General features: G+C 36.0%; 26 protein-coding genes. 7 read left to right on the top strand and 19 right to left on the bottom strand.

The window, feature by feature from the left end:
• Position 1: 1 nt before the first annotated feature.
• Positions 2–1066 carry a sensor histidine kinase gene (locus ACLRVU_RS05805; RefSeq protein ID WP_412891100.1) on the bottom strand — a complete coding sequence of 355 codons (1065 nt, stop codon included), beginning with the start codon at positions 1064–1066 and terminating at the stop codon, positions 2–4.
• A 145-nt stretch (positions 1067–1211) separates the two neighbouring features.
• On the opposite strand from ACLRVU_RS05805, the gene ACLRVU_RS05800 reads away from it, so the two are divergent.
• Genes ACLRVU_RS05800 through ACLRVU_RS05790 form a run of 3 tightly spaced genes read left to right on the top strand, consistent with a single transcriptional unit; the run spans position 1212 to position 4436 of the window.
• Positions 1212–2150 carry an ATP-binding cassette domain-containing protein gene (locus ACLRVU_RS05800; protein WP_412891099.1) on the top strand — a complete coding sequence of 313 codons (939 nt, stop codon included), beginning with the start codon at positions 1212–1214 and terminating at the stop codon, positions 2148–2150.
• A gap of 5 nt (positions 2151–2155) precedes the next feature.
• Positions 2156–3280 (top strand): ABC transporter permease, encoded by a 1125-nt coding sequence (locus ACLRVU_RS05795; protein WP_412891098.1) that lies wholly within the window; start codon positions 2156–2158, stop codon positions 3278–3280.
• A complete protein-coding gene (locus ACLRVU_RS05790) occupies positions 3267–4436 on the top strand; it encodes an ABC transporter permease (protein ID WP_412891097.1) in 1170 nt (389 codons plus the stop codon). The genes ACLRVU_RS05795 and ACLRVU_RS05790 overlap by 14 nt, the downstream gene beginning before the upstream one ends.
• Before the next feature lie 109 nt (positions 4437–4545).
• On the opposite strand, the gene ACLRVU_RS05785 is transcribed toward ACLRVU_RS05790, so the two are convergent.
• The 5 genes from ACLRVU_RS05785 to ACLRVU_RS05765 all read right to left on the bottom strand — a co-directional run bounded on the left by ACLRVU_RS05785 (position 4546) and on the right by ACLRVU_RS05765 (position 8401).
• The gene (locus ACLRVU_RS05785) at positions 4546–4950 is read right to left on the bottom strand and encodes a DUF3788 domain-containing protein (RefSeq protein ID WP_412891096.1); all 405 of its coding nucleotides are present in this window, start codon (positions 4948–4950) and stop codon (positions 4546–4548) included.
• Positions 4951–4989: 39 nt separating this feature from the next.
• A complete protein-coding gene (locus ACLRVU_RS05780) occupies positions 4990–5751 on the bottom strand; it encodes a GNAT family N-acetyltransferase (RefSeq protein ID WP_412891095.1) in 762 nt (253 codons plus the stop codon).
• 61 nt (positions 5752–5812) lie between these two features.
• Positions 5813–6358 (bottom strand): N-acetyltransferase family protein, encoded by a 546-nt coding sequence (locus ACLRVU_RS05775; protein ID WP_412891094.1) that lies wholly within the window; start codon positions 6356–6358, stop codon positions 5813–5815.
• Between the two features lie 90 nt (positions 6359–6448).
• The gene (tpiA, locus tag ACLRVU_RS05770) at positions 6449–7192 is read right to left on the bottom strand and encodes a triose-phosphate isomerase (RefSeq protein ID WP_412891093.1); all 744 of its coding nucleotides are present in this window, start codon (positions 7190–7192) and stop codon (positions 6449–6451) included.
• 24 nt (positions 7193–7216) lie between these two features.
• Positions 7217–8401 carry a phosphoglycerate kinase gene (locus ACLRVU_RS05765; protein ID WP_412891092.1) on the bottom strand — a complete coding sequence of 395 codons (1185 nt, stop codon included), beginning with the start codon at positions 8399–8401 and terminating at the stop codon, positions 7217–7219.
• Between the two features lie 192 nt (positions 8402–8593).
• Here ACLRVU_RS05765 and ACLRVU_RS05760 point away from each other — a divergent pair, with 192 nt between their 5' ends.
• The gene (locus ACLRVU_RS05760) at positions 8594–8926 is read left to right on the top strand and encodes a rhodanese-like domain-containing protein (protein WP_412891091.1); all 333 of its coding nucleotides are present in this window, start codon (positions 8594–8596) and stop codon (positions 8924–8926) included.
• 20 nt (positions 8927–8946) lie between these two features.
• Here the strand turns inward: ACLRVU_RS05760 and ACLRVU_RS05755 are convergent, their stop codons facing one another.
• The gene (locus ACLRVU_RS05755; RefSeq protein WP_412891090.1) at positions 8947–9159 is read right to left on the bottom strand and encodes a hypothetical protein; all 213 of its coding nucleotides are present in this window, start codon (positions 9157–9159) and stop codon (positions 8947–8949) included.
• 32 nt (positions 9160–9191) lie between these two features.
• Between ACLRVU_RS05755 and ACLRVU_RS05750 the strand changes: the two genes are divergently transcribed.
• Positions 9192–9407 carry a helix-turn-helix transcriptional regulator gene (locus ACLRVU_RS05750; RefSeq protein ID WP_412891089.1) on the top strand — a complete coding sequence of 72 codons (216 nt, stop codon included), beginning with the start codon at positions 9192–9194 and terminating at the stop codon, positions 9405–9407.
• A 17-nt stretch (positions 9408–9424) separates the two neighbouring features.
• On the opposite strand, the gene ACLRVU_RS05745 is transcribed toward ACLRVU_RS05750, so the two are convergent.
• The 10 genes from ACLRVU_RS05745 to ACLRVU_RS05700 form a co-directional block, all read right to left on the bottom strand.
• Positions 9425–9673, bottom strand: coding sequence for a hypothetical protein (locus ACLRVU_RS05745; RefSeq protein WP_412096795.1), 249 nt, complete (start codon positions 9671–9673; stop codon positions 9425–9427).
• A gap of 11 nt (positions 9674–9684) precedes the next feature.
• Positions 9685–10263, bottom strand: coding sequence for a TetR/AcrR family transcriptional regulator (locus ACLRVU_RS05740; protein ID WP_412891088.1), 579 nt, complete (start codon positions 10261–10263; stop codon positions 9685–9687).
• 107 nt (positions 10264–10370) lie between these two features.
• The gene (locus ACLRVU_RS05735; protein ID WP_412891087.1) at positions 10371–11339 is read right to left on the bottom strand and encodes an aldo/keto reductase; all 969 of its coding nucleotides are present in this window, start codon (positions 11337–11339) and stop codon (positions 10371–10373) included.
• An 84-nt stretch (positions 11340–11423) separates the two neighbouring features.
• A complete protein-coding gene (locus ACLRVU_RS05730) occupies positions 11424–12185 on the bottom strand; it encodes a helix-turn-helix domain-containing protein (protein ID WP_412891086.1) in 762 nt (253 codons plus the stop codon).
• 109 nt (positions 12186–12294) lie between these two features.
• Entirely contained in the window at positions 12295–13035 is a 741-nt protein-coding gene (locus ACLRVU_RS05725) for a carboxymuconolactone decarboxylase family protein (RefSeq protein WP_412891085.1), read from the bottom strand.
• Between the two features lies 1 nt (position 13036).
• Positions 13037–13375, bottom strand: coding sequence for a MerR family transcriptional regulator (locus ACLRVU_RS05720; protein ID WP_412891084.1), 339 nt, complete (start codon positions 13373–13375; stop codon positions 13037–13039).
• A 15-nt stretch (positions 13376–13390) separates the two neighbouring features.
• A complete protein-coding gene (locus ACLRVU_RS05715; protein ID WP_412891083.1) occupies positions 13391–13792 on the bottom strand; it encodes a cupin domain-containing protein in 402 nt (133 codons plus the stop codon).
• A gap of 139 nt (positions 13793–13931) precedes the next feature.
• Entirely contained in the window at positions 13932–14819 is an 888-nt protein-coding gene (locus ACLRVU_RS05710; protein WP_412891082.1) for a LysR family transcriptional regulator, read from the bottom strand.
• Positions 14820–14914: 95 nt separating this feature from the next.
• On the bottom strand, positions 14915–15730 hold the full coding sequence (locus ACLRVU_RS05705; RefSeq protein WP_412891081.1) for a Cof-type HAD-IIB family hydrolase: 816 nt from the start codon (positions 15728–15730) through the stop codon (positions 14915–14917).
• 84 nt (positions 15731–15814) lie between these two features.
• Positions 15815–17233, bottom strand: a complete 1419-nt coding sequence (locus tag ACLRVU_RS05700) for a family 1 glycosylhydrolase (RefSeq protein WP_412891080.1) — start codon at positions 17231–17233, stop codon at positions 15815–15817.
• A gap of 137 nt (positions 17234–17370) precedes the next feature.
• Between ACLRVU_RS05700 and ACLRVU_RS05695 the strand changes: the two genes are divergently transcribed.
• Positions 17371–17922, top strand: a complete 552-nt coding sequence (locus tag ACLRVU_RS05695; protein WP_412891079.1) for a TetR-like C-terminal domain-containing protein — start codon at positions 17371–17373, stop codon at positions 17920–17922.
• Positions 17923–17951: 29 nt separating this feature from the next.
• Here ACLRVU_RS05695 and gap read toward each other — a convergent pair whose 3' ends face one another.
• Positions 17952–18968 (bottom strand): type I glyceraldehyde-3-phosphate dehydrogenase, encoded by a 1017-nt coding sequence (gap, locus tag ACLRVU_RS05690; protein ID WP_147552330.1) that lies wholly within the window; start codon positions 18966–18968, stop codon positions 17952–17954.
• A 154-nt stretch (positions 18969–19122) separates the two neighbouring features.
• On the opposite strand from gap, the gene ACLRVU_RS05685 reads away from it, so the two are divergent.
• Positions 19123–19701, top strand: a complete 579-nt coding sequence (locus tag ACLRVU_RS05685; RefSeq protein WP_147552333.1) for an ATP-dependent Clp protease proteolytic subunit — start codon at positions 19123–19125, stop codon at positions 19699–19701.
• Between the two features lie 24 nt (positions 19702–19725).
• On the opposite strand, the gene ACLRVU_RS05680 is transcribed toward ACLRVU_RS05685, so the two are convergent.
• Positions 19726–20817 (bottom strand): radical SAM protein, encoded by a 1092-nt coding sequence (locus ACLRVU_RS05680; RefSeq protein ID WP_412891078.1) that lies wholly within the window; start codon positions 20815–20817, stop codon positions 19726–19728.
• Positions 20818–20871: the final 54 nt, after the last annotated feature.

The raw sequence follows: 20871 nt of genomic DNA, 5'->3' as shown, positions 1-20871 counted from the left end.
ATTACTTTTCCTCCTTTGGTATCGTAATAAAGATTTCAAAACCTGCTTCTGTCTTAAAATTAATATATCCTTTATATTGTTCCACTCGATCACGCATATTTTTTAAACCCATGCCATTTCCCTGAATAGTGCTTGGAGTTCCGTTATCTTTAATAATCAATTGATAAAAAACAGGCTGTTCTCTTAATAAAATATCTATCTTGGTTGCATCGGAATGTTTATAGGTATTATGTATTGCTTCTTTCACAATCGCAATAATCGTATATTTAAGCTGGATATTATCTAAATGTATAATGTCATAAGCAAAATGGATAGAATATTGCGGATATGCTTTAATAATTTTATTTATAGCCACTTCTAAATCCAAAGCATCGTCTTTCATATCATGTACATTGCTGCGAATAGCATCCAATGATTCTGTTAAGGTCTTCTTTAGATTTAACAGCGGTTCTTTTATATTTTCCTGCTGATTAATCGCAATTAATGCGCCAACCTGCAATAAGGAGCTGGATAGTCCGTGACCGGCATGATCATGAATTTCACGGGCAATACGATTACGTTCACTCAAAATCGCTAATTGTACCTCATAATCCTTTTGAACGATCAGATCTCTGTTTTGCTTGGTTAAAAGCATTGAGATTTCCTGACTCTGATCTCGCTGCAAGCGATACAATGCATCTATCTTTTGATGATCTTCATAGCGCTTCTTCAAAATAACTGCCATCATCGCCCCTATCACCACAGCAAATAAAAACAGACCGTCACATAAAAAGATATTCCAGATAAAAGGCAGAGCAAACAAGGTAATTAACCCATGAGACTCTTTTCCAAATAAATCATAGATCGCTAAAGGTAAAAAAGCTAAGAAGCTTTGATTGAAAAAACAGCAGACGCCAATCAGCAAAGGCAATATCCATGAATAGACCTTATCTTCCCATAAATAATATAGACTGCTGAAAATTAAGGCACCCAGTAGTACAACGATGGAATAGAAATCAAGTCCATATAGGAATAACAGGATCCATCCTAATATATAAAAAATACATTTATCCATTATTTTTGTCATGATATGTCCCTCTTTTTCTACTATAACAAACATTCTAGGATTACTCAATTGCTTATTATGACAAATGTCATTTGCGATTATGACTTCCTGCACTTATATATCTTATGTAAAAATAATAAGATAGAAGCATAAGGAGGGATTACCCATGATTATTCATGTTGAACAATTAGTAAAAAGATATAAAGACTTAATAGCCTTGGATCATTTTGATCTGGATGTCCAAGAAGGAGAGGTTCTTGGATTATTAGGTCCTAACGGAAGCGGTAAAACGACAGCCATCAACTGTATGCTTTCACTGCTTAAATATGATAAAGGAACGATTGAATTATTCGGTAAACCGATGAATGCTAATTCATATGATCTTAAACGGGATATTGGATTAGTATTGCAGAATGTAGCAGTATTTGATGAATTAAGTGTGGAGGAAAACATCGATTATTTCTGTGGACTTTATATTCATGATAAAGCAGAGCGACAACGTTTAGTCAATGAAGCCATTGACTTTGTCGAGTTAATTGATTTTAAAAAGTTCAGACCAAAAAAACTAAGTGGGGGATTATTAAGAAGATTAAACATTGCTTGTGGGATTGCTCATCGTCCTAGGCTGATTTTTATGGATGAACCTACCGTTGCCGTAGATCCACAGAGCCGCAACAGCATTTTAAACGGAATTCGCCGATTAAATAAAGAAGGAGCAACCATCGTCTATACGTCTCATTATATGGAGGAAGTAGAGGATATTTGCAGCCATATCGTCATTATGGATAATGGCAAAAAGGTAGCACAGGGAACAAGAGAGCAACTAAAAGCCATGATCTCATTAAAAGAAAAGATTGAGATCGATCAAATCAAATTGACAGATCAGCAGCTCGATGCCATCCGTGATATTGCTAATGTCAGTGAAGTTCAATACTATGGCGATCATTTAGAGGTTAAATGTAATGGCGGTGATCATAACTTAGTAAATTTGTTGGATTACTTCAAAGAAAATAACATAGACTTTGGCATGATCTATTCAAAATTACCGACTTTAAATGACGTATTCTTAGAGATTACAGGTAAAGAATTAAGAGATCAGGGGTGATTAGAATGATGTGGCATTTAATTAAATACCGATTTAAAACTTTGCTTAAAGATAAAAGCCTGTTGTTCTTTTCTATTTTGTTTCCGATTGTGTTAGCGACTTTCTTTGGAATGACTCTAAAAGGAGCTTACAATGTAGAAACATTAAAACCGGTAGATGTGGCAATCGTGTTAAACGATAATTATAACCAGGATCAAGCATTTCAGGAATTTGTTAAAGCGATATCTCAGGAAGACGGGTTACTTTTACCTCACTACGTCAGTGAAGAAGAAGCAGAATCACTTTTGGAAAGCGGCGATGTAAAAGGGATTATCACTAAAACAGAGAGTATTAAATTAACGGTGAAAGCTTCCGGAATCGATCAAACAATACTTAAAACAGTCACTGACGAATATTTAGTTAAAAGTCATATGATTGAAAATATATTAGCCAATGGAGCAGATTTCCAGCAGCTGATGGCATCAATGAATGAAACAACGGATTATTTACAGTCTAATTCGGCAGACAATGTTAATTTATCTTATATCTTTTTCTACACGATCATTGCCATGACCTCACTTTATGGAGGAAACTGGTATATGCGATGCATCTGTGATACAACCGCCAATCTGAGTGACCGCGGTGTTCGCTTTAACGTATCCCCAGTAAAAAAATCACAGGCTTTGCTTTGTGATTTCATAGCGGCAAATATTATTCAGTTTTTTTCCATGGTTATTCTTCTGGCTTATCTAATCTTTGTGATTGGCATTGATTTTGGCAGTCAGATTCCGCTGATTTTCCTTACTATTTTAGGCGGAAGTCTTGCCGGAAGTGCATTAGGAAGTCTGATCAGTGCCATCGGAACACAATCTTATCAGATTAAAACCAGCTTACTGGTTGGACTGACAATGCTGATGTCATTTTTATCGGGAATGATGATGGTGGAAGTAAAATATTATATTCAGATGTATGCACCGATGATCGCTAAAATTAATCCTGCCAATATGATTACCGATGCCTTTTATTCACTCTATTATTATGGCGGAGGATCACGCTTTTATATGAATATCGCATCCCTCTTCATTTTTTCAGGAATTCTTTATCTCATCAGCTTTGTTATTCTAAGGAGGAAACAATATGACAGTTTATAAACTCTACTTAAAATTAATCCGTCGTAATTTTAAATCCATCCTTCTGTATTTATTTATCTTTGTCGGTATCTTCTTCATGTTTGTAATAATTAATTCAAACAATAAAACAACGAATAGTTTTAAAGAAGTAAAACCGACGATTGCCTATATCGATGAAGAACAAAGTAATCTCTCAATGAATTTAAAAGATTACTTAGCAACAATAACTAAAATCTCTGATATTGATTCGGCTGAATCAGGAAAAGACGCTCTTTTCTTTGGTGATATTGCCGCCTGCATTACCATTCCTGATGGATTTAGTGAACATTTCAATAATCAACAGGTGACAAATATTCAGATCGAACAGCGTGAAGACGAAAGCAATGCCATGCTGGTACAGCAATATGTCAATAGCTATCTGCAGTCTGTCAGCACCTATCAAAAAAATACAACCTTAAGCTTAGATGAGATTCATGCTAAGATTCTAGATGATCAATCGAATAAAACAGAGGTAGCATTTGCTATTGCAGATCCCGAAACCGCTAATGATGATGTTATCTTACGTCAATTATTCTTCAATTACTTATCCTTTATTTGTTTAAGTGTAACAATCTTAATGGTAGGGGTAGTGATGCACAGCATGAATAACAGTGAAATACGAAAAAGAAATTTAGCTGCACCAATTAAAAGTCTTTCTATGAACATTCAAATGGTTCTAGGAAACCTTACTTTTTCAATCGGACTATGGGTTCTCTTTATGATAATCATCTGTGCTTTTAGTAATAATATGTTCAGTTTGATCGGCTTTACTTATATGTTAAACAGTCTTGTTTTCTTCCTTGTCGCTTTAAGTATTGCGTTCTTAGCCGCTAACTTAATTGTCAACACGGCACACCCCACAGAACTTCTCAGTGCAATTACCAATATCTTAGGATTAGGAATGACATTCCTTGGCGGTGCCTTTGTGCCTCAGAAGTTAATCAGTGATTCAGTCTTAGCAATTTCCCGCTTTACTCCTACTTACTGGTATGTATTAGCTAATGATAAACTGGTCGATCTAAGTCAGCCTACTTTGGAAATCTTCCAATATATTGGCATCCAGTCTTTATTCGCTGTTGCCTGTTTTATTCTAAGTATGGTAGTTTATAAAAATAAACGTGTACAAGAAAGTATATAGTAAAAGATATAGCGAAATGTGAAGGGCTCCCAAAAAGTTAGACCAAAAATCTAATCGATTGAGAGTAGTTCAATAGCTATATCTTTCTTTGTTTGTTTTAACCATCAATTTATTTGATCGCCAGCAATTTTTTAATATCCTCAACATGGTCTACAGAAGTGACTCGATAGTGTATCCAGCCGCCATTTCCGCAAGGAAAGCGGTTATCGATATACTCCTGAGTATACTTTTGCAGTTCAGGATAAATCGATTGATATTGCCGATCAGATAAACGCATCATGATAGTAAATGCATTATTTTCCGCAAAAACATTGCAGATTAGCTTCGTCTTTACTTTCCAAGCAACACCCCATCCATAGCTATTGCCATAAGGAAAGACTATTTTCTTTACAATTCCTTCCTTTTTAGAGAGCCAGGCATTCAATTCGATAAATAAAGCTTTCTGCTTACCACAGTATGCTGCCATTTCATCAAATGTCGGCGTTACTGTCTTATCCAGCATTCTCTCATACATGTTCTTTTCCTCCTAAAACTTTGCATTGTACATACGTTTTTAAATAAGTCCCTGGCTTGATAAGAATTTTTCAAATCTTTTTTCACTCATAATCTCATTGGTTATAAATTCACCGTTATAAAATAAAGTATATGTCGTAAACGGGGTTGGTGCCGTCTGTGCTTCAACTGTCGTAGTTATCTCATGAATCGTTAGGTTCTGTCCATGTTTAGCGGCACATTCTTTCAATACAGGCACGTATTTATCGGTATGAGGACATTGACGTGTGTAGTAAAGAACAATCCCCATCTCCTCAATTTTACCTGTTTTAACGCAGTCTGCAAACTTAGGCATCGGTACTTCCTCATTAAAAGGAAGATAATATAAAATAAAATCATTAGGAACTTCATCGGCAATCAAGAATCCCTTATATTTCATATAATCCGGATCGGACAAATAACCACGTTTCTTTTTTGATGAAATAATGGTAACCCCGCATTTCTCTTTTTGCTTTGCATCTTCAATGCAGTATGCTAATAACTCATTGGCATATCCCTGTCCTTTAAACTGACCGGACACCCAAAAACAGTTGATATGCATATATCCCTCTGCCATAATCGGATACCATGCCTTTTCTGATGGAATATATTCGATAAAAACTTTTCCCCGTGTATCTAATTTCCTAAAAACCAATCCCTCTTTAAAACGTTCGCTTAACCATGCTTTTTTTGAACCCACACAGTTTTCCTTTTTTTTATCAGATATCGCACAACAAATATGTTCCTCTTTAATATTATGTTCATCAACAGTGATAAAGTTCATTTCAATAACCTCCTTTATACTTTACATTATACATGGGATAACCTGACAACAGATTGTCTAGTTATAAATTTAAGCTCATTAAATATTCATCTTCATAATGTCCATCACGATACTTAAAGGATTTTTTTCTTAACCCATACGCTTCAAATCCTAATTTTTTATATAAGCCAATGCCTCTTTCATTGCTCGCTACTACTTCTAATTCCAATTGTTCATAACCCATTTCTTTTGCTTTATTTATTAAAGCCCGAGTAATGGCACTCCCAATGCCTAATCCCCAATACGCTTTTTGAATAGACACCCCAAACACTGCCCGATGCTTTCCGCGGTCACAGCTTCCAACCGGATCAATTCCACCATTGGCAACAATCTTTCCCTCCACTTCGGCACAGATCATCAGACTTCTAGGCTCTTTTTCAACTTTAGCCAAATAGCTTTCTTCCATCTGTATTGTCATTTTAATTTCATCCGGATAACGCAGCATAAAATCGGTTTCTCCCGATGTAATCACAAGATGATGCAAAATGCTTTTAGCATCCTGTGCCGTAGGATGACGCAGCAGGCACTCTCTTCCATCTTTTAATTGAATAGGTTGTTTATAAATCATAAAGAACCCTCCCTTTTCAAAAGTATAACATATAATAAAGACTATTATATACAAAAAGAAAAGATAGAGTTTTCACTCTATCTCAGTCTATTATCCTAAGTTTTCGATCATTGCGATATAAGAATCAGCAACTAATGAAGCTCCACCAACTAATGCTCCATCAATATCAGGCTGTTCCAATAAAGTTTTGATTCCTTCAGGTTTAACAGATCCACCGTATTGGATACGTACAGCGTCTGCTGCTTCCTGACCAAATAATTTAGCAAGTTCATCACGGATGATAGCACATACGTTTTGAGCAATTTCGTTTGTCGCTGTTTTACCAGTTCCGATTGCCCAAACAGGTTCATAAGCGATGACAACTTTTTTGATGCAGTTAGGACATACATCTTTTAAAGCTGCTGCTGTTTGAGTTCTTACAACGTTTTCAGTTTCGTTTGCTTCAAATTGTTCTAAAGTTTCCCCTACACAAACAATTGGAGTAAATCCATTTTTTAATGCCTGTAATGTTTTAGCGTTTACTGTTTCATCAGTTTCACCAAAATACTGTCTTCTTTCAGAATGCCCTAGAATTACCCATTCAATTCCGATTTCTTTCAACATATCTGCACTAACTTCACCTGTATAAGCTCCGTTATCTTTGAAATGCATATTTTCAGCAGCAATATTTAAATTGCTTGCTAATTCTTTTGCTTTAGCTAACGCTAAATAAGGAACACCGATTCCCCAATCCGCATTATCCTTTACTTCTTTATCAACTGCATTGATGAATTCAATTGTTTCAGCAATTGTTTTATTCATCTTCCAGTTACCAAAAATGACTGGTTTTCTCATTTTATTTCTCCTTATGCTTTCTTCTTATTTATCATCAATAGCGGCAATACCAGGTAATACTTTACCTTCCATGTATTCTAATGAAGCTCCGCCACCAGTTGAAATATGAGATACTTTATCCGCATATCCTAATTGCATAACTGCAGCAGCTGAATCTCCACCACCGATAATTGTATTGCATTCAGGTAAGTTAGCCAATGCTTCACATACAGCGACAGTTCCTTTAGCAAATGGTTCTAATTCGAATACACCCATTGGTCCATTCCAGATGACTGTTTTAGCACCTTCTAATTCTTTTTTGAATAATTCGATAGATTTAGGTCCGATATCCAATCCTAAATATCCATCAGGTACATCTTCACCACATTCTTTGATGTCTCCATCTGTACCGAATTTATCTGAACAGATAGAATCGATTGGTAAGATTAATTTTCCTTTACCTTCTTCAATGAATTTTTTAGCCATTTCTACTTTATCATCTTCACATAAAGAGTTACCGATAGAATGTCCCATTGCTTTAGCGAAAGTATAGCACATACCTCCACCAACAATAACTTTATCTGCAACTTTTAATAAGTTTTCAATAACACCGATCTTATCAGATACTTTAGCTCCACCTAAGATTGCTACTAAAGGTCTAACTGGATCATTAACAGCTTTACCGATATAAGCGATTTCTTTTTCTACTAAGAAACCTGCTGCTGAAGGTAAATGAGCTGGGATTCCTGCTGTAGAAGCATGTGCTCTATGCACTGAACCGAATGCATCTTCAACAAATACATCCCCTAATGAAGCCCAGTATTTTCCTAATTCAGGATCATTTTTACTTTCCCCTGCTTCATAACGTGTATTTTGAACCAAAATAACATGTCCGTTATCCGCTTTAGCGATTGCTTCTTCTAAAACCGGTCCTCTTGTAGCATCTACGAATTCCACTTCTTTACCTAATAATTTAGATAAAGCAGGAGCTACGACAGCTAAGTTATTTTTAGCTTTGTCTTCTTCTGTTTTTACTTTACCTAAGTGAGAGAATAAGACAACTGCTTTTGCTCCGTTATCGATCAAGTATTTAATAGTTGGCAATGCTTGAACAATACGGTTATCATTAGTGATTTCTCCAGTAGCTTTATCTCTTGGTACGTTGAAGTCAACACGAACTAAAACTTTTTTTCCTAATACGTCAATATCTTTGATTGTTTTTTTATCCATTGTAAAATCCCTCCATGCAAGAATTATACCAAAATTAGCGGTTGATGTAAATTTCTTTTACCACTTTTCACAAGGTTTTGCGCCTTTTGTCAAGCTATTTTAATAAAAATAAAAAGTATTCTGAATTTCCTGTTTTTCTTATTCTTTAGCACCTTTATGAAATAGATTCATATACTACATTGAGGTGGTCACATGTTCTATTATGATTATTATATGCGCGGGTGTTTCTATCAAGATCTTGCAACGATTCCAACCCTCCAGCGGCAAAAAGCCCAGCTGATCGATTTAAGAAGCAGCACTGCTTTTGAGCATGCCCATATTCCCGGTTTTATAAATATTCCCTATTCCCAAATTTACCAGCAGCTCCAATATATTGATAAGCGTTATCCGGTTTACTTTCTATGCGATAACGGACAAAAAAGCGAAATTGTTGCCAGTGATCTGTGTGCCCATGGATATCAAGCCTATTCATTTATTGGCGGCTATAACCATTATCACTATCAAATAGACCAATCTCTTTATTAAAGACATCTTAGGATGTCTTTTTATTGACAAGTATACTTGGCATAGAGGTGAATTATATGATACAAGAAGAAATACTTAGAAGAAGCCTCAGTGAAAGAAATGATGTACGCAGTCAATGCACTGATATAGGTATTCTTTTTTGCGATCAACTTTGAATCCACCCGTTTCAAGCATAATAAGACCTTGATTGTAGCCAGTGTCTGCGGTCTTATGACCGCTATCATTGCTATCATTCGTTACTTCAATATTTTATTAGGATAAATCTATGGAAAATAATCTGATCCTTAAAAACCGGCTTAAAACAGTCCGTACACAAAAAAATCTATCACAGAGTCAGTTGGCAGAATTAGTCGGAGTATCTCGCAATACGATCAGTTCGATCAAAACCGGACAGTTTAATCCTACCGTCAAATTAGCCTTAATTCTTTGTATTGCCTTGGATAAAAAATTTGAAGAACTCTTTTATTTTGAAGATATTTAAAAACACTGGGCCTTAACTCAGTGTTTCTTAATTCGTTTTAGATTATATAAATTTGAGGCTCCCGTAACACCGCCAGCCAACAGACTGCCTAAGCCAAAAGTGCTTCCTTGAATTAGCCCCCATATTCCCACTCCGATCAAAATGCCGCCAACACCAATCCCAACTGTTGAACCAGCTCTGGCAACCTTTACATTTGGATAAGTTCCTGCAATGGCACGTTTGGATAAATCTTTCATTTTTTTATTATGTTCTTTTATATCTAACATTTTTATTCTCCTTATTCAAAGATGTCCTCAATCAAATGATCAATCATAAAATCAAATACCGCTTCAGGTTCGGACAGCATTTCATCTTTCTGTACAATCGTATTCAATGTTGCCGAAAGAATTGAAATCGCTAAATTCTCTTCGATCTTCAGCTTTAAAAACGGCTTATTCAGCATAAATTTAGTTCCTACATAACTGTTTTCATTCAGCTGCTGACGTTGATTATCGCTCAATTTATTGATAAAGCTTAAAAAATCAGGACTTTTATTATCGTACATAAATGGGTGTGTAACATACTCTGCATAAATTTCTTTTAGCGCCGTAGCAACTCCGTATTTACTTTGATCTTGTTCAAGACGGCTTTCTACCGTTTGATACAGATTTTCTTGAATTTGTACGATTACCTCATAAAATAAAGCTTCTTTTGTTTCATAGAAATGATAAAAGGATCCTTTCGCAATACCGATATTTTGACACAGCATATCAATGCTGGTTTTTTTATATCCAAATTTCTGCCAGCAGGCTTTGCATTCATTAAACAATTTTTGTTTTACTCTCTTTTTTTCTTCTTCACTAAATCCCTTTGGCATGGTCCCCCTCTTCTCTGTGACTATTATATTCATTTAAGTCACATATATCATATAGCTAAAATGTATTTTTGTCAACTAAGAAAAAACCAGTTGAATGAATCAACTGGCTATCTGAATCCATATTGAGTATGAGGAACATAGGGGGCTTCTAAATATTGAATATCCTCTTTCGTAAGCCGGATATCGAATGCTTTGATCGCTTCTTCTACATATTGAATTTTGGAAGCTCCGACTAATGTGCTGGTCACATAAGGTTTTGAATAAACCCAACTCAAAGCGATCTGGCTGGCAGAAACTTCATAGCGCTTAGCTAATTCATGGACACGTTTTATAATCTCACGATCACTTTCCAACTGATACTCATTCTGCAATGCTCCGACACCATCGCTTCTTGGCGCATCGGCTGCTTTTACCAAAGCTCCATGAGCTAACGGTGACCAAGGAGTAATCGCAATATTTTCATACTGACACATTGGGATCATTTCCTTTTCTTCCTCACGATAAAGCAGATTATACATATCCTGCATGCTGATGAATTTAGTCCAGCCATGCTTTTCAGAAATACTGTTAGCTTTGATAAACTGCCAAGCATACATGCTGGATGCACCGATATATCTTACTTTTCCCATTCTGACAAGATCGTTCAAGGCTTCCATCACTTCTTCAATCGGTGTCGTATAGTCCCAGCGATGAATGATATACAGATCTAAATAATCGGTTTGCAGTCTCTTTAATGTTTTATCAATCTCTGTAAAGATTGCTTTTCTTGATAATCCTTTTGCATTGGCACCATCAAACATTGGATAATACAGCTTGCTTGCGATGACAACTTCATCACGATTAGCAAAATCTTTTATAGCCCGACCAACAATCTCCTCACTCGCACCTAATGAATAATAGTTGGCTGTGTCAAAAAAGTTAATACCTTGTTCTAGTGCATATTTAATAATCTTTCTAGCTTCTTCTTCATTCGTTTTTCCGGGAACTCCACCCCGATCCATTTCTCCAAATCCCATGCAGCCTAAACATATTTTTGATACTTTTAGTCCCGTTTTTCCTAGATTAACATATTCCATAATTATCGCTCCTTTGCTTCATTTACATTCCCACTTTAGCATTTGGAGTGCGCTCCAAGTCAATAGACTTTTTTAAATAAATCATTACTCATATTTTTTACCTGTAAGATAAGTCACTATGACTAATCCTCCCAAACAGATCCAGATCAGCGGCATTTTAATTTGTTCCCATAAGACCAAATCGGATACATGAATAACGATCAAACAAATGAGCGGATATAAAACAGCAATCGATAAGGTTCCTATTTTTAATAATCGGCAGATAAAGCTCCAATTACTGTTGTTGAAGGATAATCCCGGCATGTGCATTCTCACTATCCCCTGTGTGTAATAGTTTACTTTATTTTGATCGTAATAACCCGGCAGCAAGTCTTTCGCAAAAAAACAGAACCAGCCGCCAAATGCCAGCATTAGTCCGATCATGACCAATACATCATTGCGCAGCTCATCAAGTGTCATATTGGACATAAGCAAAAGAATAACTTCCCCAACAGAAAGAATAATGCAAAGCATATAAGCCAATATCCAGTTTCTTTTCTGCTGTTTTAAAGTTTCTTGAATTTTTAAGTCAAGCGATCCTGCCCCTATCCCTTCTACTTCACTTGCATCAAAAGGTTCGTCTTTAATGATTCTTTCTCCTCGCAATAATTCGGTTACCGTTACCTCCAATATTTCCGCAATTGGAATCAGCAGGGCGATATTAGGCATACTTAATCCTCTTTCCCATTTACTCACCGTTTTATCTGTTACGTATAATTGTTCTGCTAATTCTTTTTGCGTAAGATTTTTCTCTTTTCTGATTTCTGATACAAATTGACCAAATCTTTCATTACTTACCTGCTCCATACTTGTCCCTCCTGTTTCCATACTAGCGTGTCGATGTTTATAAATCAATCGACTGTCAGTAGAATAAGAAAAAACAGCCAATCACAAAAGTGCGGCTGCATATCTTCAATTATAATGTCACCTCATTAATGATATTGATGGCATTTAAGGTTCTTGGAAACCCAATGTAAGGAATACACTGGGTAATGGCTTCAATCAACAATTCTCGGCTATTGCCTACACGGATATTGGCTCCTACATGACTGCGAAGCTGATTTTCGCAGCCACCTAAAGTCGACAGCATTATAAACGTAATAAGCTCACGCTGTTTCAAGTCCAATCCCGTTCTTGTATAAAAATCACCAAAGCAATATTCAGATAAATAGTTTTGAATATGCTTTAATTCCTTTGGTGCCTGATCGTGTCCGCTTTGTATAGCTTCTTTTGTAAAAGCTTCACTTTGAACCTCAAATCCTTTTTCAAAACGAGTTTCATCAGTCACTGTTTTTTGAGAACATAAAGGAAGTTCAATAGAGTAATCAATAAAAATTTGATTAACGACTCTTAAAGCTTCAGTAACCTTTCCAACACCGATATAGGGTGTACACTGATATACTGCTTCTTTGATCGCAATCGGCGAAAGGTCACAGTTCAGCCCCGCCACAACATGTTCCTTTAATGTTTCTAAAGTATGATTGGTTGTATTGGCAACAATCGCAATTAATTCTCTTGTCTTTAAATCCAGTGTTCCATGCTGATAAACGTTCCCATATATAAAATCTTTCATGATCTGCTGATACTCTTTATCATAATCTAAGGGACCTGCATGCAATGTATCATATAATTTCTGTGCTTTTTCTGATCTTTCCATTTTATCTCTCCTTTTGCAGTGTATAAATCAAATAATCAATTGAATTGATGTTTTTTTGACCATCATGTATATTTTTTAAAAGTCTTGATCTTTCTTTTTCTAAAATCTTTACCTTCTCCTGTCTGCTGCAGATCGGCAAATCTAAATAATTAGAAATAGCAGATAGAGTAAATCCAGCATTTTTCAAGGTCATAATCAGACTTAAACGATGAATATCCTCATCAGAGTATTCACGTCTTCCATTTATTCTTTGAACATGATCAAACAGTCCTGAGCGTTCATAATACCGAAGTGTTGATATAGAGATTCCAAAGTTTTTGCTTACTTCACTTATTTTCAATGATTAATCCTCTTTTTATTTTAATAAGGCGTACACTTCATCACTGACTGCTTCCAACCATTCATTGCTGGCATTTTCTGCTGGAATCTCAATAGCTAAATGAGCAAACATACTGTCTTTAGCAGCACCATGCCAATGTTTCACTTCAGCCGGGATATTCACGACATCTCCAGGATTAAGCTCCTGTGCTGGTTTTCCCCACTCTTGATAATAGCCTCTGCCATTTGTCACTAATAAAATCTGTCCGCCACCATGATGGATATGCCAATTATTGCGGCAGCCTGCTTCAAATGTTACATTGGCGACTCCAACACCACCATTTCTAGCCAGCATATTCAGATAGCTTTGTCCGATGAAGTATTTCGCATATGCATCATTTTTCTCACCAATACCAAACAAACTCTTTAATTCAGTCATAAATAATCTCTCCTTTTTATTCTGTTTATTTTCTACACTTTTATCTTATGACGAAAAGCAATGATTGTCTAATGCCTATAATTTATCTTAATCCATGCATTTTAAGCATTAAAAAGGTTTATCCATAACAGAATAAACCTTACTGTTTGATAAGCTGATGAACAAGTTCTAAAAAGCGTTTCATGATTGGCGTAAGTACCTGATGCTTTTTCCATACCAACACCGTATTTGAAACAATTGCAGGTGAAAAGGGAATAAAGCGCATGTCTGTATGATAACGCTCAGTTAAAGCACCTTCGATAGCAATGGCTCCACCCATCTCGTTTTTAAGAATGGCAATGATATTGGAAATCAAATTATAGGATGCCATGAACTGATATTCTCCATAACAGCCTTTTGCCCAGCTTTCCAATTCATTCTTAATGATTGTCCGACGATCATTAAAAAACAGAGGAACCCCGATCAAATCTTTAGGCAACAAAGTCTCTTTATTAGCGATCGGATGAAGCTGATCGACAATCAGTCCCCATGGATCCTGATAGGGAAGACGAATGAAATCAAATTCTTCGATGTCAATCGGTTCAAGCAGGATACCTACATCCAAGATTCCCTGGTTTAGTTTTTCTTTTACTAAATTTGCTTCTCCAGTATAAAAATCATATGTCACCAAAGGATACTGAGAAGAAAAGGAATGAATGATATTTGGCAGGAAATGATAAGAAGCACTGCTTTCTGCTGAACCAATGGAAATCTGACCTATCAGCTGTTCAAGTTCATTTGTCATTTCTCGCTCTGTCTTACTGACGAGATCTAAAATTTCTTCTGCCCGCCTTCTAAAAAGCATACCTGCTTCGGTCAACTGAATACCCCGTTTTCCTCGAATAATCAGCTGCTGTCCGAATTCTTCTTCTAATGACACTAGCTGTCGGCTTAAAGTTGGCTGCGTAATATGAAGAAGTTCAGCACTGCGGGTAATATTTTTCTCTCTGGCAATGGTTAAAAAGTATTCTAATAAGCGTGTTTCCATTTCATCATCTGCCTCCTTTTAATTTATTATAAGGGATTTATAATCAGATATCAAAAGATAATAAAAGCTAAAAGCACTAAGCTCTTAGCCAATAATTATAAAACAAATTTTTCAATGGCTTCCTTAACAGCTCCTTGATCGTAGTCATTTTCTGTCACATATTGACAGAGTTCTTTGATATCTCCTTCTGCACAAGGCACACAGATGCCTAAAGCTGCTTCTTTGATCATATCCACATCGTTATAATTATCACCGATCGCAATCGTTTCATTCATATCAATGCCTAGATATTCGGATAGCCAGCGCAAGGCAAAGCCTTTACTTACACCAATCGCATTAAATTCTAAATAGCGATAAGAAGAATAGCTTGCGCAAACGCCGATTCTTTCTATATCTTCCAACAGATCCTGTTCAATACTTTTTAATAACGGCATATTTGGACGTACATACAATAGTTTAGCGATCTGGTCATCCTTTAAAAAGTCCATATTAAATTCATCAATAATTTTAAAAGGTGCTTTCTGTGCGGTTTTTCTTTCTACTTCGGTAGGGTCTGCATTAAATAAATAACACATACTGGTAGTAAAAATCATCACACAGACATCATAATTCTTCGCTAATTCAAATAGTTCCTTTGCTTGTTCAAACGAAATACCTTGAAAGTGAAGAACTTTATCATCTTTATTTTCCATGATTAAAGCACCATTAAAACAGATTGAATATTGTTCTTCTTTCTGATAAGTTCCGATCTCTTGTAAAATCTCCTGAATCATATTATAAGCACGCCCTGTAGCAGGGACAAATTTTAATCCTTTTGCCTGTGCCTTTTTGATTGCCTCTGCATTCTCTTTAGGAACATGGTGATTCACTAACAGTGTTTCATCCAAGTCTGATAACATTAATTTATACATATCCTTCCTCCTATTGCTTTCATCATAATATAAAGAAAGTAAAAAGTCACTCTTTTTCACTTATAAGAAAAGGAGGTTCCCCTCCTAATCTAAGTCTTCTCCATTGCTGGCAATCACCTTTTTATACCAGTTAAAAGAATCCTTTTTCATTCGTTTAAACGTTCCCTTACCTTCATCATCAACATCAACGTAAATAAATCCGTAACGTTTACTCATTTCACCGGTTCCGGCTGAAACTAAGTCGATGCAGCCCCAAGTGGTATATCCCAATAAGTCCACCCCATCCTTTTCGATGGCTTTTTTTAATTCTTTAATATGACGACGTAAATAATCAATACGGTCAGTATCATGTATTTGCCCGTCTTCAATATAATCGACATCTCCGTACCCGTTTTCCACAATGAATAACGGAATACGATAAGTCGTATAGATTTCATTCAACAGAATGCGCAGTCCTACCGGGTCAATATTCCATCCCCATTTACTTTCTGCTAAATATGGATTTTTCATACCTCCGGCAATATTTCCCACCGACTGCTCTGATTGATCATCAGGATGGGTTGTAATCGTGACACTTTGATAATAGCTAAATGAGATAAAATCAATTGTTCCTTTTCTTAACGCTTCTTCATCTTCTTTGGTAATATCTAAAGTAATGCCTTTATCTTGTAAAATAGCTTTACATTTTGGTGTATATTCCCCTTTAACCATTACATCATTAAAGTAAAAGAAGAACTGATCTTTCATTTTTTGTACTAATAAATTATCCTGTGGATCACAGGTTCCAGCATAAACACTGGCAGCCGCCAACATATTTCCTACTTTTAAGTTAGGATCGATGGAATGTGCCAAAGCCACTGCTTTTGCCCCTGCCACAAAGGCATGATGCAGTGCTTGAAACAGCTTCTTTTCATAATCCTCATTCTTTTCTAAAATCATTCCTAATGCTGAATAAGTAGAATGCAATGCCAGGTTGATTTCATTGAAAGTCAGCCAGTATTTTACTTTTGTATGATAACGTTCAAAGATGACTTGACAGTAATTCATGAAATAATCTATCATTTCACGACTTTCCCAACTATTGCATTTCTTCATTAATCCATAGGGACTTTCATAATGGGAAATGGTCACCATGGGTTGGATATTGTATTTCAAACACTCATCAAATACATCATCATAAAATTTCAATCCTTCTTCGTTAGGTTCCGTCTCATCGCCATTAGGAAAAATTCTTGACCAGTTAATTGATAAACGGAACATCTTGAATCCCATTTCTGCAAACAGGGCAATATCTTCTTTATAGTGATGGTAAAAATCGATGGCTTTATGACTTGGATAATATAATGTTTCATCAATTTCCGGAGTAAACCCTCTTTTCTTGTCTTTACTTCCAGCTAAACGGAGATCTGCGATACTTAAACCTTTTCCATCTTCTTGATAAGCTCCCTCACATTGGTTAGCCGCTACAGCGCCTCCCCATAAAAAATCTTTACTTATACTCATTCGTCTCTTCCTTTCTATTTTTCTTTTAGTTATACTTATTATAGAAATGAATCTACTGTAAAACAAACATTAAAACAACTAAAATCTGTTGGATAATCAACAGATTACAATGAATATGTTGAAAAGGATGAGAAGATATGAAAGAAGATCGCCGTATTCAAAAAACTAAACAAGCCTTAATTAATGCGTTTGGCGCTTTAGTAAAACAACATGAAGGCTATCACATGACAGTAAAAGAATTATGCGAAAAAGCCAATATTAACCGCAGTACCTTTTACTTATACTATCAAGATCTCAATGATTTCTTAGATCAGCTGCAAGATACGGTTGCCCAAGAAGTCGCCAAAATCATCAATACCTATCATCATCCCAAGATTCCTATGATCCAAAATCGTGAGATGATCTTAGCCTTATTTACCTATTTTGAAGAAAAACAGTATTTTATGCAGGCAATCCTGACTCGTTCAGTCTTACGTCGTGCCATCATTGAACATTTTTGTTTTATTTTAGAAAACGAACAAATCTTTAAAGACTATGAAAACGAAGATTTAATGATCCCATATATTACTTATGGCTTTATTGGTCTTGTCAATAAGTGGCTGAATACAAAAAAAGAATCTCCGGAAGAAATGACAGAGATTACCCTTGATTTTTTTAACGGACAATTCCATAAAAAGGAAAAAGGATGAGAGTTCTCATCCTTTTAGCTTGTCTGCAATTATTTACTTAATTCAGAGAAATATTTGATTGTTCTAACCATGTTAGAAGTGTATGAATTTTCATTATCATACCATGCAACAACTTGAACTTCAGTAGTTCCGTTTTCGCAGTCTTTAACCATAGTTTGAGTAGCATCGAATAATGATCCGTAGTTGATTCCAACGATATCAGAAGATACTAATTGTTCTTCAGTATAACCAAATGAAGGGTTAGATGCTGCTTTCATAGCTGCATTGATTTCTTCAACAGTTACTGTTCCTTCAACTACTGCAGTTAAGATAGTAGTAGATCCTGTAGGTACAGGTACACGTTGAGCTGAACCGATTAATTTTCCATTTAATTCAGGGATTACTAATCCGATTGCTTTAGCTGCACCAGTAGAATTAGGTACGATGTTTACAGCAGCTGCACGAGCTCTTCTTAAATCACCTTTTCTATGAGGTCCGTCTAATACCATTTGGTCACCAGTATAAGCATGAACTGTTAACATGATACCAGATTTGATTTTAGCTAAATTGTTTAAAGCGTTAGCCATAGGAGCTAAACAGTTTGTTGTACAAGAAGCTGCAGAGATGATTGTATCATCAGCAGTTAAGATGTTTTCATTTACACCAAATACAACTGTTGGTAAGTCATTTCCAGCTGGAGCTGAGATAACAACTTTTTTAGCACCTGCATCGATATGTGCTTGTGATTTAGCTTTAGATACATAGAACCCAGTACATTCTAATACTACGTCTACACCTAATTCTCCCCAAGGTAATTTTGAAGCATCAGCTTCTGCATAGATCTTAATTGTTTTTCCATCTACAGTGATTGAATCTTCACCAGCAACAACTGTGTCACCTTTTTCGTATCTACCTTGTGCTGAATCATATTTTAATAAATGAGCTAACATTTTAGGATTAGTTAAATCGTTGATAGCTACTACTTCGTAACCTTCTGCTCCAAACATTTGTCTGAATGCTAGACGTCCGATACGTCCAAAACCATTAATTGCAACTTTTACTGCCATTAAAAAATTCCTCCTTATATTTGTATATACATATTATAAGCCACCAATCAAATAAAATCAACACATGAAACCACTTACATGTGAAATTGTTAACTTTTTAGCATGAATATTTTTTTTATTTAGAACTATAATTTAAACATGGAGGTACGAATACATGCAAATCATTCCAACTGTTATTGAGAAAACAGAAAGATCGGAACATGCTTACGATATTTTTTCGAGATTATTAGAAGAAAGAATCATTATACTGACAGGAGAAATCAATGATCAGCTCGCCAGCAGCATTGTTGCTCAGCTACTTTATTTAGATTCTAAAAGCTCTACTCAGCCCATTTATATGTATATCAATTCACCGGGCGGATCAATCAGCTCCGGTTTTGCCATCTATGATACAATGAATTTAGTGAAGTGTGACGTTTCTACCATTGCGGTAGGGATGTGTGCCAGCATGGCAGCTTTTTTATTGTCTTCGGGAACACCGGGAAAACGTCATGCCCTGCCTAACAGTGAGATCATGATTCATCAGCCTTTAGGCGGATTTAACGGACAGGCCAGCGATATTGAAATTACTGCCAAACGCATTCTCAGACAAAAGCAGCATTTAAATGAATTACTGGCTAAACAAACATCAATCCCTTTAAAACAGATTGAAATCGATACTGATCGTGATCATTTTATGACGGCTAAAGAAGCATTGGATTATGGCATTGTCGATGAAATTATTGATCAATAAAGAAAACTGCGCCAATTGACGCAGTTATTTTAATTGCTGAGCTATTTTTGCCATGCTTTGGTAATGCTCCTCTAAAAAATCCTGATAGCCGCAGTAATGCTGATCAAAGTAAGTGATACTTAATCGTTTGCAGTTGCCGTGACAGATATTTTTAAATTTGCATTCAACGCAGCGATCGCATTGCGGATGCGGCTGAGCTAAGAAGTCTTTCATCGCCTTGCTCTGACGAATCTCAGCGAAGCTGGAATCTTTGATATTACCGGTATCATATTCATCTAATACATAAAAATCACAGGGGTATACATGCCCGTTTGACTCAATGACATATTGTGGCAAGCACTGTCCCAGCATCCCGCACTGCTGTGGCGGAACGCCTTTAAACATCAAAATCAGATTATCAAAAAGTGTCACTGACATATAATCCCCTTTTAGATAGTCCGCTTCCCATAAGCGATAGAATATCTTATAGAATTTAGCGAAACCCTGCGGTGTTAATTTATAAGGGTCCTTTTCATTATCCAGTCCCGGCAGACAGGGAATCAGCTGCACATATTTAAATTTCTGTTCTTTAAAAAAGCGATAAAGCTTTTCCGGATGCTTAGCCAAGGGCTGAGATAAAACCGTCAGAATATTATAGTCAATCTGATATTTTTTCAAACGTTCTATGCCTGTCATGATCGTTTTAAAGGTCGGCTTATTGGCATTGGTCAAACGGAAATAGTCATGATTTTCACGATACCCATCTAAGGATACACCCACTAAAAAATGATACTTTTTAAACAGCTGACACCATTCTTCTTCTAATGATACTCCATTGGTCTGAATGGCATATTGAATCGTCTGATTAGATTTTTTATGTAAAGAAACATAATCTGTAAATTTCACAAAGTAGTCAAGACCGGCAACTGTCGGTTCTCCCCCTTGAAAAGCAAAGGTAATTGTCGCTTCATTTTCAACCACTAAGGCACGATCAATTAAAGTATAGAGCGTATCATCGCTCATTACTCCATTAGATATGACTTCCCGATGCTCACTGACATCATGGTAAAAACAATATTTACATTTCAAATTACATAAAGATGATGCCGGTTTGATTAGATAACTATAATATTCCATATGTATACTCCTATCTTCTTAAAAAAGCTTGCACTCTATTATAGACGCTGCATA

This window comes from Beduini sp. (assembly GCF_047239305.1).
Lineage (GTDB): Bacteria > Bacillota_I > Bacilli_A > Erysipelotrichales > Coprobacillaceae > Beduini.
Note: the sequence above shows the minus strand (reverse complement) of the source record. Positions and strands in the feature narration are given on the sequence as shown.

Coding starts and splice junctions, on each gene's coding strand:
- ACLRVU_RS05805 (WP_412891100.1), bottom strand. CDS start 1,066: ATGACAAAAATAATGGATAAATGTATTTTTTATATATTAGGATGGATC.
- ACLRVU_RS05800 (WP_412891099.1), top strand. CDS start 1,212: ATGATTATTCATGTTGAACAATTAGTAAAAAGATATAAAGACTTAATA.
- ACLRVU_RS05795 (WP_412891098.1), top strand. CDS start 2,156: ATGATGTGGCATTTAATTAAATACCGATTTAAAACTTTGCTTAAAGAT.
- ACLRVU_RS05790 (WP_412891097.1), top strand. CDS start 3,267: ATGACAGTTTATAAACTCTACTTAAAATTAATCCGTCGTAATTTTAAA.
- ACLRVU_RS05785 (WP_412891096.1), bottom strand. CDS start 4,950: ATGTATGAGAGAATGCTGGATAAGACAGTAACGCCGACATTTGATGAA.
- ACLRVU_RS05780 (WP_412891095.1), bottom strand. CDS start 5,751: ATGAACTTTATCACTGTTGATGAACATAATATTAAAGAGGAACATATT.
- ACLRVU_RS05775 (WP_412891094.1), bottom strand. CDS start 6,358: ATGATTTATAAACAACCTATTCAATTAAAAGATGGAAGAGAGTGCCTG.
- tpiA (WP_412891093.1), bottom strand. CDS start 7,192: ATGAGAAAACCAGTCATTTTTGGTAACTGGAAGATGAATAAAACAATT.
- ACLRVU_RS05765 (WP_412891092.1), bottom strand. CDS start 8,401: ATGGATAAAAAAACAATCAAAGATATTGACGTATTAGGAAAAAAAGTT.
- ACLRVU_RS05760 (WP_412891091.1), top strand. CDS start 8,594: ATGTTCTATTATGATTATTATATGCGCGGGTGTTTCTATCAAGATCTT.
- ACLRVU_RS05755 (WP_412891090.1), bottom strand. CDS start 9,159: ATGATAGCAATGATAGCGGTCATAAGACCGCAGACACTGGCTACAATC.
- ACLRVU_RS05750 (WP_412891089.1), top strand. CDS start 9,192: ATGGAAAATAATCTGATCCTTAAAAACCGGCTTAAAACAGTCCGTACA.
- ACLRVU_RS05745 (WP_412096795.1), bottom strand. CDS start 9,673: ATGTTAGATATAAAAGAACATAATAAAAAAATGAAAGATTTATCCAAA.
- ACLRVU_RS05740 (WP_412891088.1), bottom strand. CDS start 10,263: ATGCCAAAGGGATTTAGTGAAGAAGAAAAAAAGAGAGTAAAACAAAAA.
- ACLRVU_RS05735 (WP_412891087.1), bottom strand. CDS start 11,339: ATGGAATATGTTAATCTAGGAAAAACGGGACTAAAAGTATCAAAAATA.
- ACLRVU_RS05730 (WP_412891086.1), bottom strand. CDS start 12,185: ATGGAGCAGGTAAGTAATGAAAGATTTGGTCAATTTGTATCAGAAATC.
- ACLRVU_RS05725 (WP_412891085.1), bottom strand. CDS start 13,035: ATGGAAAGATCAGAAAAAGCACAGAAATTATATGATACATTGCATGCA.
- ACLRVU_RS05715 (WP_412891083.1), bottom strand. CDS start 13,792: ATGACTGAATTAAAGAGTTTGTTTGGTATTGGTGAGAAAAATGATGCA.
- ACLRVU_RS05710 (WP_412891082.1), bottom strand. CDS start 14,819: ATGGAAACACGCTTATTAGAATACTTTTTAACCATTGCCAGAGAGAAA.
- ACLRVU_RS05705 (WP_412891081.1), bottom strand. CDS start 15,730: ATGTATAAATTAATGTTATCAGACTTGGATGAAACACTGTTAGTGAAT.
- ACLRVU_RS05700 (WP_412891080.1), bottom strand. CDS start 17,233: ATGAGTATAAGTAAAGATTTTTTATGGGGAGGCGCTGTAGCGGCTAAC.
- ACLRVU_RS05695 (WP_412891079.1), top strand. CDS start 17,371: ATGAAAGAAGATCGCCGTATTCAAAAAACTAAACAAGCCTTAATTAAT.
- gap (WP_147552330.1), bottom strand. CDS start 18,968: ATGGCAGTAAAAGTTGCAATTAATGGTTTTGGACGTATCGGACGTCTA.
- ACLRVU_RS05685 (WP_147552333.1), top strand. CDS start 19,123: ATGCAAATCATTCCAACTGTTATTGAGAAAACAGAAAGATCGGAACAT.
- ACLRVU_RS05680 (WP_412891078.1), bottom strand. CDS start 20,817: ATGGAATATTATAGTTATCTAATCAAACCGGCATCATCTTTATGTAAT.